The 12,691-nt window shown below is 66.1% G+C and carries 9 protein-coding genes and 4 tRNA genes; 9 read left to right on the top strand and 4 right to left on the bottom strand.

The features are described from left to right. Positions 1-19 precede the first annotated feature (19 nt). The 4 genes from V5G24_RS05925 to V5G24_RS05910 all read right to left on the bottom strand — a co-directional run bounded on the left by V5G24_RS05925 (position 20) and on the right by V5G24_RS05910 (position 2,287). A tRNA-Trp gene (locus V5G24_RS05925) sits at positions 20-96 on the bottom strand. A gap of 242 nt (positions 97-338) precedes the next feature. Continuing rightward, positions 339-1,529, bottom strand: coding sequence for an elongation factor Tu (tuf, locus tag V5G24_RS05920; protein WP_509292236.1), 1,191 nt, complete (start codon positions 1,527-1,529; stop codon positions 339-341). Between the two features lie 268 nt (positions 1,530-1,797). Next, positions 1,798-1,871: transfer RNA gene (locus tag V5G24_RS05915), tRNA-Gly, on the bottom strand. Positions 1,872-2,202: 331 nt separating this feature from the next. Next, positions 2,203-2,287, bottom strand: a tRNA-Tyr gene (locus V5G24_RS05910). A gap of 297 nt (positions 2,288-2,584) precedes the next feature. Here V5G24_RS05910 and V5G24_RS05905 point away from each other — a divergent pair. The 9 genes from V5G24_RS05905 to V5G24_RS05865 all read left to right on the top strand — a co-directional run bounded on the left by V5G24_RS05905 (position 2,585) and on the right by V5G24_RS05865 (position 12,691). Further along, positions 2,585-3,367: a molybdate ABC transporter substrate-binding protein gene (locus V5G24_RS05905; RefSeq protein ID WP_394085974.1), complete on the top strand. Its 783-nt coding sequence runs from the start codon at positions 2,585-2,587 to the stop codon at positions 3,365-3,367. 89 nt (positions 3,368-3,456) lie between these two features. After that, positions 3,457-4,305, top strand: coding sequence for a 23S rRNA (guanosine(2251)-2'-O)-methyltransferase RlmB (gene rlmB, locus V5G24_RS05900; RefSeq protein WP_394085973.1), 849 nt, complete (start codon positions 3,457-3,459; stop codon positions 4,303-4,305). A gap of 311 nt (positions 4,306-4,616) precedes the next feature. Then, complete coding sequence (locus tag V5G24_RS05895; protein WP_394085972.1) at positions 4,617-6,287, top strand: MFS transporter; 1,671 nt, start codon at positions 4,617-4,619, stop codon at positions 6,285-6,287. 228 nt (positions 6,288-6,515) lie between these two features. After that, positions 6,516-6,590, top strand: a tRNA-Thr gene (locus V5G24_RS05890). A gap of 340 nt (positions 6,591-6,930) precedes the next feature. Further along, positions 6,931-7,572: a L,D-transpeptidase gene (locus V5G24_RS05885; protein ID WP_394085971.1), complete on the top strand. Its 642-nt coding sequence runs from the start codon at positions 6,931-6,933 to the stop codon at positions 7,570-7,572. Positions 7,573-7,660: 88 nt separating this feature from the next. Beyond that, positions 7,661-8,674, top strand: a complete 1,014-nt coding sequence (locus V5G24_RS05880; RefSeq protein ID WP_394085970.1) for an amino acid ABC transporter substrate-binding protein — start codon at positions 7,661-7,663, stop codon at positions 8,672-8,674. A 665-nt stretch (positions 8,675-9,339) separates the two neighbouring features. Further along, the gene (locus V5G24_RS05875; RefSeq protein ID WP_394085969.1) at positions 9,340-10,122 is read left to right on the top strand and encodes an NAD kinase; all 783 of its coding nucleotides are present in this window, start codon (positions 9,340-9,342) and stop codon (positions 10,120-10,122) included. 42 nt (positions 10,123-10,164) lie between these two features. Next, on the top strand, positions 10,165-11,583 hold the full coding sequence (locus V5G24_RS05870) for an MBOAT family O-acyltransferase (protein ID WP_394085968.1): 1,419 nt from the start codon (positions 10,165-10,167) through the stop codon (positions 11,581-11,583). A gap of 4 nt (positions 11,584-11,587) precedes the next feature. Further along, positions 11,588-12,691 (top strand): alginate O-acetyltransferase AlgX-related protein, encoded by a 1,104-nt coding sequence (locus V5G24_RS05865; protein WP_394085966.1) that lies wholly within the window; start codon positions 11,588-11,590, stop codon positions 12,689-12,691.

Raw genomic sequence — 12,691 nt, 5'->3', positions numbered from 1 at the left:
CCCGAACCTTCGCCGCGCCTGGCAGGAGTGGAGGGACTCGAACCCCCAACCCCCGGTTTTGGAGACCGGTGCTCTAACCAGTTGAGCTACACTCCTAGGCCCGCGCACGCGACGGGTAAGCACCCCCGCGCCGGGAAAACGACCCAGCGCATCGGGGCCTTGTGTCTAGTCAGCGAAACAGCATCTGTAAAGAGGCCTTGGCGGGCGCCCGCCGGCTATCCCCAAGCTGCGCTTCGGGGACGTGCTGCGGCGCGCAGGGAAACGCAAAGCACATCCAAACGCAAACGGGCCGGCTTTGCAGCCGGCCCGTTCGGTCCAAATCGCCGTGCGGCGCAGGATCACTCGATGATGGAAGCGACGACGCCAGCGCCGACGGTCCGGCCACCTTCACGGATGGCGAAGCGCAGCTTCTCCTCCATGGCGATGGGGACGATCAGGGCCACGTCCATCGAAACATTGTCCCCGGGCATCACCATTTCGGTGCCCTCGGGAAGCGTGCAGATGCCCGTCACGTCCGTCGTGCGGAAGTAGAACTGCGGGCGGTAGTTGGTGAAGAACGGCGTATGACGGCCGCCTTCTTCCTTCGTCAGGATATAGGCTTCGGCCTTGAACTTCGTGTGCGGCTTCACCGAACCCGGCTTGCACACGACCTGACCGCGCTCCACGTCCTCGCGCTTGGTGCCGCGCACCAGGATGCCCACGTTGTCGCCCGCCTGCCCCTGATCCAGCAGCTTGCGGAACATTTCAACGCCGGTCACCGTCGTCTTGGTGGTCGGGCGGATGCCGACGATCTCGACTTCCTCGCCCACCTTGATGATCCCGCGCTCGACGCGACCCGTCACAACCGTGCCGCGGCCAGAGATCGAGAACACGTCCTCGATCGGCATCAGGAACGGCAGGTCAACCGGACGCTCCGGCTGCGGGATGTAGCTGTCGACGGCCGCCATCAGCTTCAGCACCGCGTCATGGCCGAGCTCGGGAGACTTGCCCTCGAGCGCCATCAGCGCCGAACCGTGGATGATCGGGATGTCGTCGCCCGGGAAATCATACTTCGACAGAAGCTCGCGCACTTCCATCTCCACGAGCTCCAGAAGCTCGGGATCGTCGACCATGTCGCACTTGTTCAGGAACACCACCAGGGCGGGCACGCCCACCTGACGGGCCAGAAGGATGTGCTCGCGGGTCTGCGGCATCGGGCCGTCGGCCGCCGAAACCACCAGGATCGCGCCGTCCATCTGCGCCGCGCCGGTGATCATGTTCTTCACATAATCGGCGTGGCCCGGGCAATCCACGTGCGCATAATGGCGGTTCGTGGTCTCATATTCCACGTGCGCCGTGGAAATCGTGATGCCGCGCGCCTTCTCTTCCGGCGCCTTGTCGATCTGGTCGTACGCCGTGAACGTCGCGCCGCCCGCTTCCGCGAGCACCTTCGTGATCGCGGCCGTCAGCGACGTCTTGCCATGGTCAACGTGACCGATCGTGCCGATGTTGCAGTGCGGCTTGTTGCGTTCAAATTTTGCTTTGGCCATCTTCTCTCTCAGTTCTTCGGTGGCGCCGTGTCAGGCTGCAAAAAGGCCGCCGTGGGATAGGGGGTTTCGGAGAAGTTCGCAAGACCCGGCCTGCGCCCGAAGCGCACAGGGGGCATGCGGAACACCATGCCGGGCGCCCTATGCGGCGGCATCGGCGCGCTCTCCCGCCCTGATTCGCGCCACGCGCCCCGGTGCCGTCAGCGCGGCCGTGCGTCCGAAACATCCGGGACGCTCAGCCTGACGCGTGGGCCAGCTGACGCACATGATCTGGAGCGGGTGAAGGGAATCGAACCCTCGTCATCAGCTTGGAAGGCTGTTGCTCTACCATTGAGCTACACCCGCGTACCGCGCGAAGCGGACGAACCATGCCGGGCGGAGCGATCGCGTCCGGTCTTGCGATCCCGAACCCGCCGCCCCCATGCCGGGACCGAACCCGGCCTTGCCGTGCCGCTGCCCGCTCCCGCATGCCCATCATGGCGCGCCGCAGCCATAACACAGGAGATTCCACCGCAAAAGCCCCACCTGGATCCATGCACAGGCGCGCGCTCCGGCGATGCGGCGCTCACCCCGAAACGCATGAAGCAGCACGGATTTGTGCGGGCGACCTACCCGGCGCAGTCTTTCCTCAGACTCTTCCGTCCGAAAAAGCGCGCCACAGGCGCGCGACGACGGGTGGTGGAGGGGGTTGGATTTGAACCAACGTAGGCAGAGCCAACGGATTTACAGTCCGTCCCCTTTAACCACTCGGGCACCCCTCCACATCGACGCCCGTCGTCTTGTCCCTCATCTGCCAATGTTCGGCTGAGGTTTCAAGCGCGGACCACAGGCCGGAAGCCGGCTCGGGTCCTTTCTGCGCGCCCGAAGCAGGGCTCCGGGTTCACAAGGATCGGCTTTATGTGAGGGGCTCCGGCACAAGTCAACCGGAAATGAAGCCTCATCCACGGCGCTAAGATGACATCGGTTGATCCGCGCGGGACGCGCGCATGCTGTATAGATAAGGCATGCTGCGGGAGAGACGAGGCATGCTGCGCCTGCCGCTCCCAGCCGAGGCTTTCATGATCACGTCCAGAATTTTCAAGAACGCCCGCCTGCCGCTCGCCTTGCTGGGCCTCGCGCTTGGCTGCGCGAGCGCCGAGACAGCGACGCTCACAGTGCTGACGGCCGGCGCGTACAAGCCGGTTCTCATGGCGCTGAAAGACGATTTCGAATCGACCGGCGGGCATAGCCTGCTTGTGGATAACGATACCGCGGGCGCGCTGGTGAAGCGGATCGCCGGCGGAGAACGGTTCGACCTCGTGATCCTGCCGCCGTCGGCGCTTGAAACCCTCGCGCGCAGCGGCCGCATAACGGCGGCACCGCCCACTGAGGTGGCACGCGTGGGCATCGGCGTGGCCGTGCCGGCGGGTGCGCCAAAGCCGGACATTTCCACCCTCGCCGCGTTCCGCCAGGCGCTGCTGAATGCGCGCAGAGTGGCCTTCATCGACCCGGCCTCGGGCGGATCGAGCGGCCCCTATCTGATCCGCCTGTTCGAAAAACTCGGCATCGCGCAGGAGATGAAGGCGAAGAGCCTGCTCGTGCCCGGCGGGCTTGTGGCGCGCCGCCTGGTCTCCGGCGAGGCGGATCTCGCCCTGCACCAGATCAGCGAGATCCTGGCTGTGAACGGCGCGGAACTGGTGGGACCGCTGCCGGCGGAAATCCAGAGCGAGACCATCTATGGCGCCGCCATCGCCGCCGGCACGCTGCATCGCGCCACCGTCCAGGCGCTGATCGGCGTCCTCACCGGACCGAAGGCCGCCAAAGTGCTGGCGGAAAAGGGCATGACGGCGCCCGGTCCCTGACCCCCTCGCCATGCGCAAGCGGCACGTTTGACGCCGTTTGGTGCCTTTGGCCCTTGCGCGGGCAGGCCGGCTCTGACATCGCTGTGGCCATGTCTGATCGGCCAAGCCGCCCCCCATCCCGTCCCGGCTCCCGCCCCGCCTTCGGCGACAAGGCGGGCAAGCGCCCGTTTCCGCCGCGCCGTCCCCGTGCCGGCGGCCCCCCTCCCAAATGGGAGGGCGAGGACGATGTCGCCCTGCTCTACGGCTGGCATACGGTGACCGAGGCGTTGGCCAATCCCAAGCGGCGGTTCCGCAAGATCCTCGCCACCGAGAACGCCATCAATCGCCTAGCCGAGGAGGGCTTCAAGCTCCCCATCGCGCCGGAAATGGTGCGGCCCGGCGACATCGACAAATTGCTCGGCCCTGACGCGGTGCACCAAGGCCTGCTGGTGCATTCCGACCACCTCCCCTCGCCCGCGCTGCGGCAGGCGGCGAAGCACGACCTCGTGCTGGTGCTCGACCAGATCACCGACCCGCACAATGTCGGCGCGATCGTGCGCTCGGCGGCGGCGTTCGCGGTGGGCGCCATCATCACCACCGCCCGCCACAGCCCGCCGGCCACCGGCGTGCTGGCGAAGAGCGCCTCGGGCGGGCTGGAGCATGTGCCGTTCTGCCTCGTCACAAACCTGTCCCGCGCCCTCACCGAGCTGAAGGACAACGGCATGCTGGTGGTCGGGCTCGACAGCGAAGGCGAAGCCGACCTCGAGGACACCAAGCTGCACGCCCCGCTCGCTTTGGTGCTCGGCGCCGAAGGCAAGGGGCTGCGCCAGCTCACCCGCGAGACCTGTGATGTGCTGGCCCGCATCGACCTGCCCGGCGCCATCAAGAGCCTGAATGTCTCCAATGCCGCCGCTCTCTCGCTCGGTATCGCACGGCGCGCGCTGAAGAAAGCCGGCTGAGTTTTTCTTTCGGCTACGCCGCCCTATTGGGTTGCAGCGCAGCATTTTTCGCCCTGCATCTAAGACCATTTGCCAATCGCAAGGTCGATCAAGCTCGTTCATCTTTCTTCCACGGCGCTCCGGCGTCCGCTCGATTCAATCCGCACGTTCAATGATGCGGAGAGGCAAAACCTGGAGGAAAAACCCGCTTCGGCCACAGGCCGGGGCGCGGCTGCCATTTCCACAAGGAACGCCCGGTCGCGCGACGTGCGTGCCATGAGATCCGTTTCCCCCTTGGGGAAGCGCACCGATCCTTGAGGGAGGAAAGCTTCATGACTGTGACAACTGCGGGGCCCGTCGCCAAGGGCGTGCCGATGACCCGGGAGGAGAAGAAGGTTATCTTCGCCTCGTCCCTGGGCACGGTTTTCGAATGGTATGATTTCTATCTCTACGGCTCGCTTGCGGCCATCATCGGCGCCCAGTTCTTCAGCGCCTACCCCCCTGCGACCCGCGATATCTTCGCGTTGCTGGCGTTCGCCGCCGGCTTCCTGGTGCGCCCCTTCGGCGCCCTGGTGTTCGGCCGCCTCGGCGATCTCGTCGGGCGCAAATATACCTTCCTCGTCACCATCATGATCATGGGCCTGTCGACCTTCATCGTCGGCATCCTGCCCAATGCGGCGACCATCGGCTTTGCCGCCCCCGTCATCCTGATCGCCCTGCGCCTGCTGCAGGGCCTCGCGCTCGGCGGCGAATACGGCGGCGCGGCGACCTATGTGGCGGAACATGCGCCGCAGGGCCGGCGTGGCTTCTACACCTCGTGGATCCAGACCACGGCCACGCTCGGCCTGTTCCTGTCGCTGATCGTCATCCTCGTCACCCGTTCCGTGGTGGGCGAAGCCGACTTCGCGGCCTGGGGCTGGCGCGTGCCGTTCCTGATCTCCATCGCCCTGCTCGGCGTGTCGGTGTGGATCCGTCTGACCCTGAACGAATCCCCCACCTTCAAGCGCATGAAGGAAGAAGGCACGGGCTCCAAGGCCCCGCTGTCGGAAGCCTTCGGCGAGTGGCGGAACCTGAAGTTCGTCATCATCGCGCTGCTCGGCCTCACCGCCGGCCAGGGTGTTGTGTGGTACACGGGCCAGTTCTACGCGCTGTTCTTCCTGCAATCGATCCTGAAGGTGGACGGCTATACCGCCAACCTGCTGATCGCCTGGTCGCTCGTGCTCGGCACCGGCTTCTTCGTGTTCTTCGGCTGGCTGTCGGACAAGATCGGCCGCAAGCCGATCATCCTCGCCGGCTGCCTGATCGCCGCCTCCTGCTACTTCCCGCTGTTCAACATGATCACCACCGCGGCCAATCCGGCCCTGGAAAAGGCGATCACGTCGGTGAAGGTGGCCGTGGTCGCCGATCCCGCGACCTGCGGCAGCCTGTTCAACCCGGTGGGCACGCGCGTCTACACCGCCCCGTGCGATCTGGCGCGTGACTTCCTCGCCAAATCCTCGGTGCGTTACACCACCGAGGTGGCGCCCGCGGGCACCCCGACCACGATCCGTGTGAACGACACCGTGGTGCCGTTCGGTCCGGACTTCGGCAAGGCGACCGCCGCCGCGCTGCAGGGTGCAGGTTATCCCAAGGCGGGCGATGCGAACATCGTGAAGATGGCGCATCCGTTCGACATCTTCCGTCCGCAGCCGGCCGCGGTCATCGGCATCCTGTTCGTGCTCGTGCTCTTCGTGACCATGGTGTACGGGCCGATCGCGGCGGCGCTGGTGGAATTGTTCCCCACCCGCATCCGCTATACCTCCATGTCGCTGCCCTACCACATCGGCAACGGCTGGTTCGGCGGCCTGCTGCCGGCCACCGCCTTCGCCATGGTGGCCGCCACCGGCGACATCTACTACGGCCTCTGGTACCCGATCGTCATCGCCCTGATGACCTTCGTCATCGGCCTGCTGTTCGTCCCCGAGACCAAGAACCGGAACCTCGACGACTGGCACTCGCACTGAGGCAAGAGTTCCGGTGGCCGGCCCCTCGCGGGCCGGCCAAGGGGGAGACGCCGGCTGCCCCGGCCATCCCTCCGCGACGGCCCCGCCTCGGCGGGGCCGTCTGCGTTTGCGGCGCCGCATTTGCTCCCCCAGCATCTGGGGACCAACAAGACGACATCTTGTTCCGGCCGCCCGGCGCTGATAGGCATGGCGCAGATGGCCACGGCACCCATGCGCCGCAGGCCCGAAGCCGGTTTAGCTCAGCGGTAGAGCAGCGGTTTTGTAAACCGAAGGTCGGGGGTTCAATCCCCTCAACCGGCACCAGCCCGCTCGCCATGGTCCCGGCTTCGAATGAGCCGCGCCTCAGCCGCAGAGTGCCTGGTGTGCGTGCGAAGCAGCGGCGCCCGCCGCGCCTTTCGGCCTGACGCGGCGCAAACCGGCGTGACCGGGAGAGACGTCAAGCTTTTTCACTTTTCCTGGCCCGCAAGCTCGGCTAATCGAAGCATGGGGTGTGCCGTCTTTGCGCGGCACGCGGGACGGAAACGGGGAGAGCGGCATCAGGGGCATCTTGCGCCCGGCATTCGAAGCCGAAAGCGCAATTTTAACCCTGTCTTGCCAGTCTCTGTCCGCGAAGCTCCTTGGGGGCGCGAAGAAAGAGGCCGGCATGATGCCCAAACTGTTCAAGACCCTGGCGCTGACCGCCCTGCTTCAGGTCGGCGCGTTCGCGTTTGGTTCCTACGCCATGGCGCAGTCGACGCCGGTGCCGCAGCGCGGCCTTCCGGGCGCGACGCTCGACATCGGCGACCAGCCCGGCCTCGTCCCGCCCGCGGACGACGAGGTGGACATGGACCCGGCCTACAAGCGTCAGCCGGTCTATTTCCGCACCACCGAGCCGGCGGGCACCATCATCATCAGCACCGACGACAAATTCCTGTACCTGGTTGAAGGCAACAACCGTGCGCTGCGCTACGGCATCGGCGTCGGCCGCGACGGCTTCACCTGGAAGGGCCTCGTCACCGTGGTGCGCAAGGCCGAATGGCCCGATTGGACGCCGCCGGCCGAGATGATCCAGCGCCAGCCCTATCTGCCCCGCTTCATGGCCGGCGGCCCGGGCAACCCGATGGGGGCGCGCGCGCTCTATCTCGGCGGCACGGTCTACCGCATCCACGGCACCAACCAGCCCGACACCATCGGCTATGCGGTGTCCTCGGGTTGCTTCCGTCTGGTGAACAGCGAGATCATCGACCTCTACACCCGCGTTCCCGTGGGCACCAAGGTCATCGTGCGCCAGGCGGTCACGCTCTGATCCACGGCACCGCCCGGTGCCGCAGCAACGGCCGCCGCATCCGCGGCGGCTTCGTCTTACCTCCAATCACCTCAATGGGGCGGGATTCATGAAGACACTCCTGGCGTTGCTGACCGGCGCCGTCGTGGCGCTGTCGGCGCACGGCGCGAGCGCGCAGACGCTCAAGGCGGTCAAAGATCGCGGCGAGCTGGTGTGCGGCGTCAGCCGCGGACTGCCCGGCTTCTCCAATCCGGACGCCACCGGCAAGTGGAGCGGCTTCGACGTCGACCTGTGCCGCGGCATCGCCGCCGCGGTGCTGAACGATCCCTCCAAGGTGAAGTTCGTGCCGCTGAACGCCGAGGAGCGCTTCGCCGCGCTGAAGGACGGCAAGGTGGACGTGCTCTCGCGCAATTCCACCTGGACCTTGCAGCGCGAAGGCGAACTCGGCCTGCTGTTCGGCCCCATCACCTATTATGACGGCCAGGGCTTCATGGTGCGCTCGGCGCGCAAGATCACCTCGGCCTTGGAGCTGGACAATTCCAAGGTCTGCGTCCAGGCCGGTACCACCGCCGCCAATTATGCGACGGATTATTTCGCCGCCAACAACATGAAGCTCGAGCTGATCTCCCTGCCGTCTTCCGACGAGGTCGTGAAGGCCTATGAGAGCGGCAAGTGCGACACCATCACCACCGACGTGTCGCAGCTCTATTCGCTGCGTCTCGTGCTGGCCAAGCCCGGCGATCATATCGTGCTGCCGGACGTGATCTCCAAGGAGCCCCTCGGCCCCGTGGTGCGCCAGGGCGACGATCAGTGGTTCAATGTCGTCAAATGGACCCATTACGCCATGCTGAACGCCGAGGAACTGGGCGTGAACAGCGGCAATCTCGATCAGGCCCTGAAGTCCGAGAAGCCGGACGTGAAGCGCCTCGTCGGCACCGACGGCAATTATGGCGAGCAGATCGGCCTCACCAAGGATTTCGCGGTGCGCATCGTGAAGGCCGTCGGCAATTACGGCGAAGTGTTTGAACGCAACGTGGGCGCCGGCTCCAAGCTCGGCATCCCGCGCGGCATCAACCAGCTCTGGAGCACCGGCGGCATCCAATACGCCCCGCCCGTGCGCTGAGCCCACCTCTAAGGTCACACCTCTCCCCCAAGGGGAGAGGTCGCCCGCTTGCGGGCGGGTGAGGGGCTCGGGCGCCGCGCTTTGAGGAGAGCTGGCGGTTCGCGACGGGTGCCCCCTCACCCCAACCCTCTCCCCAACGAGGAGAGGGGGCTTCACGATTTTTTTTGGGGGGGCGGGACGGGTTTCAAGCCTTGCCGCCGGATTTGTCTGTCTCAATCTCCCTTTCCCCCTCTCTTTCCTTACCTCTCCCCCACGGGGAGAGGTCGACCGCGCAGCGGGCGGGTGAGGGGCGTGCGTGGTGATTTGCCGAGAGGCGGCGGTGGGCGGTGGGTGCCCCCTCACCCCAACCCTCTCCCCGACGGGGAGAGGGGGCTTCCCGATCTGGGGCGCGGGACGGGTTTCAAGCCTTGCCGCCGGATGTGTTGGTCTCAATGCCCCCTTCCCCCCTCTCCGTCCCCACCTCTCCCCCACGGGGAGAGGTCGACCGCGCTGCGGGCGGGTGAGGGGCGGCGTGCCCGGGGCTGGAACTCGATCCTCTGAGGCCTGCCCTTGCGGCCGCGACAAACAGGACCACGGCCTGCCTCGACAAGCGCGGCGTGGCCCGATACGAAAGGCGCGGGTGCTGTGCCGGCACCGAAAGAAGGGGTCGCCGCGCGACCGTCCGCATGAGCGAGCCCAGCCGACGCCTCGAGAAGATCGCCTTCGTGGCCAGCGACACCACCGAGGCCCAGGCCGCCCGCACGCGCCTGATTCAACGCTATGGCGATGTGGCCGAAGCCGATGCGGACGTGATCGTCGCGCTCGGTGGCGACGGGCTGATGCTCCAGACCATGCATGCTTTCCGCGACCGCGGCGTGCCGATCTACGGCATGCATCGCGGCTCCGTCGGCTTCCTGATGAACACCTATCGCGAGGACTCGCTTCGCGAGCGGCTCGCCGCCGCCCAGCATGTGGTGATCCACCCGCTCATCATGGAGGCGGTCGACCGCGCCGGAACACGCCACCAGGCGCCCGCCATCAATGAAGTGGCCTTGCTGCGCCAGACCTATCAGGCCGCCAAGCTGCGGGTCTCGATCGACGGCAAGGTGCGGCTTGAGGAGCTGATCTGCGACGGCATGATCGTCGCGACGCCCGCCGGGTCCACCGCCTATAATCTCTCCGCCCATGGGCCGATCCTGCCGCTGAGCACCGCGCTGCTCGCCATCACGCCCATCTCTCCCTTCCGCCCCCGTCGCTGGCGCGGAGCGCTGGTGCCGGACAAGGCGCGCATCGACATTTCCGTGCTGGAGCCGGAAAAGCGGCCGGTGAGCGCGGTTGCGGACCATTACGAAGTGCGCGACATCGTCAGCGTATCCGCACGGCTCGATCCGACGTCCTCCATGGATATGTTGTTCGATCCCGACCACAGCCTGGACGAACGCATTCTGCGCGAGCAATTCGTCTACTGATTTTGACCAGCGCGCCCCGGCGCGACCCGAGAACAGAGTGAAATGGTCTTTTCCTCCGTTACATTCCTCTATTATTTCCTGCCCGCCTTCCTGGTCTGCTATTTCGCGACCCCCGGGGTTCGGGCCAAGAACTTCGTTCTGCTCGCCTTCTCGCTTGTGTTTTATGCCTGGGGCGGCCTGTTCAATCTGCTCGTGCTCGCCGCCTCCATGCTGGGCAATTTCGCTTTGGCGCAAGTGCTGGGCGCCCGCCCGCCGGGCAAGCGGCTGCCCATGCTGGCGCTCGCGGTGGCGCTCAATCTCGCCGGCCTGATCGTATTCAAATATGCCGGGTTCCTGGCCGAGAACCTGAACGTGCTGCTGGAGCCGCTCGGCGTCCAGGTGCCGGTGGTGCACCTCGCCTTGCCGCTCGGCATCTCCTTCTTCACCTTCCACGCCATCTCCTATCTGGTGGACGTGTATCGCGGACGCGCGCGCGCCAATGGCCGGCTGGAGGAGATCGCGGTCTATATCACCATGTTCCCGCAGCTCGTGGCGGGTCCGATCGTGCGCTATTCCACCATCGCCCACCGCATCCGCGCGCGGCGCACCACGGTCGGCCGGGTCTCGGCGGGCCTGCGCATCTTCGTCATCGGCCTATCCTGGAAAGTGCTGATCGCGGACGAGGTGGCCCCCCTCGCCACCATGGTGTTCGACCAGACCACCGCGCCGAACTTCTTCACCGCCTGGATCGGCGTGCTCGCTTACGCGCTGCAGATCTATTTCGACTTCGGCGGCTATTCCAACATGGCCATCGGCCTCGCCCTCGCCATGGGCCTGAAGTTTCCGCGCAATTTCCGCCTGCCCTATGGTGCGCTGTCGATTACCGATTTCTGGCGCAAATGGCACATGAGCCTGTCGAGTTGGTTCCGCGACTATGTCTATATCCCGCTCGGCGGCAACCGGCATGGGCATCTGCACACCGCGCTCAATCTATGGACAGTGTTCCTGCTGTGCGGCCTGTGGCACGGGGCGAGCTGGACCTTCGTGATCTGGGGCGCGCATCACGGCGCCTTCCTGGTGCTGGAGCGCACCCGCTTCGGCAAAGCGCTCGCCGCCGGGCCCAAGGTGGTGAGCCATCTTTACGTGCTGCTGGTGGTGCTGTTCGGCTGGGTGTGGTTCCGCGCACTTGGCCTGCCGCAGGCCATGGACATCTTCGCCGGCATGATCGGCCTCAACGGCTTCGGTCCGCTGGCGCCGGGCCTGCTGGTGGCGCTCCAACCGCTGACCATCGCGGTGATGATCCTTGCCTGGCCGCTGGCCATGTATGGCCTGCCCACCTTGCCCGCGGGCCCGCTCTCGCCGAACATGCGGCGGCTCGCCTATGGCGCGTGCGACAGCCTGATCATGCTGGTGCTGTTCGTGCTGTCGTTCATCACGGTGGGGGCATCCAATTACAGCCCCTTCCTCTATTTCCGGTTCTAGCGGCATGTCTCTCCTGCTCGCCTACCGCCGCTGGTGGTGCTTCTTCTTCATGGCGGTGCTCACCCTGCCGACGCTGGGTCTTGTGCTGCCGGACCTGCCCGGCCCGGTGCGCCTGATGACGACGCCGCAGGAACGCTGGTGGGTGCACGCCACCGAGCGGCTCGACCCCTTCATCAACGGCCGCTACGGCTTTCGCGGCCTCATAATGGCGGGCAATGCGACCTATCTGCGGGCCATGAAGTCCACCCGCGAACGGCCGGTGCTGCTGGGTGAGGGCGGGCAGATGTTCTTCACCGGCGAACAGACGCTGGAGCAGTCGCTGGGCCGGCTGTTCCGCATCAAGCCCATGACCGAGCTTGCCGACACGCTCTCGCGCCTCGACGCCCTGCTGAAAGCGCGCGGAGCGAAGCTGGTGGTCTCCTCCCCGCCCAATGCCGCGACCGTGCTGCCGGAGAAGCTGCCGGCATGGGCGCGCGGGCAGATGACCCATCCCACCGAGCTCGATTTCCTCACCGAGCAGATGGAAAAGCGCGGCATCGCCTATGTGGACCTGCGTCCGATTCTCATCGCGGCGAAGGCGCAGGGGCCGGTGTTCCGCCGCACCGACACCCATTGGAACCAGCGCAGCTCGGTGCTCGCCTTCAACGCCATGATGGCCGCCGCCGGCCGGCCCGATCTGGAGATCGCGCCCGAAAGCGCGATCGGCCCCTTGCAGGATGCGCCCTCCGGCGATCTTGCCCGCTATCTCGGCGAGGCGAACCCCACCGGCGACAAGGATTACGGCGAGATCGCCTCCAATCCCAAGCCGGTCCTGACTCCCCTGAAGGGGCTGATGCCGGAGCGCCCGGCGGACGACCCGTTCCAGCCCTATGCCTATGCGACCGGGCATGCGGGGCCGAGCATCCTGGTGATCGGCGATTCCTTCTCGCAGCATTATTGGCCGCGCCTGCTGGAGCGGGTGGCGAGCCGCTTTGCCTGGATGCACCACAGCGCCTGCAAGTTCGAATGGCCGGCGGTCGAGCGCTTCAAGCCCGATCTGGTGATCTATATGGTCACGGAACGGTCCCTGCCCTGCCGCGGGCAGCCCATCGGCATGCCGCCGGGCTGA

It is taken from the genome of Roseixanthobacter finlandensis (assembly GCF_043195105.2).
In the GTDB taxonomy this organism is placed as follows: Bacteria; Pseudomonadota; Alphaproteobacteria; order Rhizobiales; family Xanthobacteraceae; genus NCEH01.
This window is presented reverse-complemented; position numbering and strand designations above follow the sequence as displayed.

Excerpts from the sequence above, each read along its gene's own strand:
- tuf (WP_509292236.1), bottom strand. The coding sequence starts at position 1,529 with ATGGCCAAAGCAAAATTTGAACGCAACAAGCCGCACTGCAACATCGGC.
- V5G24_RS05905 (WP_394085974.1), top strand. The coding sequence starts at position 2,585 with ATGATCACGTCCAGAATTTTCAAGAACGCCCGCCTGCCGCTCGCCTTG.
- rlmB (WP_394085973.1), top strand. The coding sequence starts at position 3,457 with ATGTCTGATCGGCCAAGCCGCCCCCCATCCCGTCCCGGCTCCCGCCCC.
- V5G24_RS05895 (WP_394085972.1), top strand. The coding sequence starts at position 4,617 with ATGACTGTGACAACTGCGGGGCCCGTCGCCAAGGGCGTGCCGATGACC.
- V5G24_RS05885 (WP_394085971.1), top strand. The coding sequence starts at position 6,931 with ATGATGCCCAAACTGTTCAAGACCCTGGCGCTGACCGCCCTGCTTCAG.
- V5G24_RS05880 (WP_394085970.1), top strand. The coding sequence starts at position 7,661 with ATGAAGACACTCCTGGCGTTGCTGACCGGCGCCGTCGTGGCGCTGTCG.
- V5G24_RS05875 (WP_394085969.1), top strand. The coding sequence starts at position 9,340 with ATGAGCGAGCCCAGCCGACGCCTCGAGAAGATCGCCTTCGTGGCCAGC.
- V5G24_RS05870 (WP_394085968.1), top strand. The coding sequence starts at position 10,165 with ATGGTCTTTTCCTCCGTTACATTCCTCTATTATTTCCTGCCCGCCTTC.
- V5G24_RS05865 (WP_394085966.1), top strand. The coding sequence starts at position 11,588 with ATGTCTCTCCTGCTCGCCTACCGCCGCTGGTGGTGCTTCTTCTTCATG.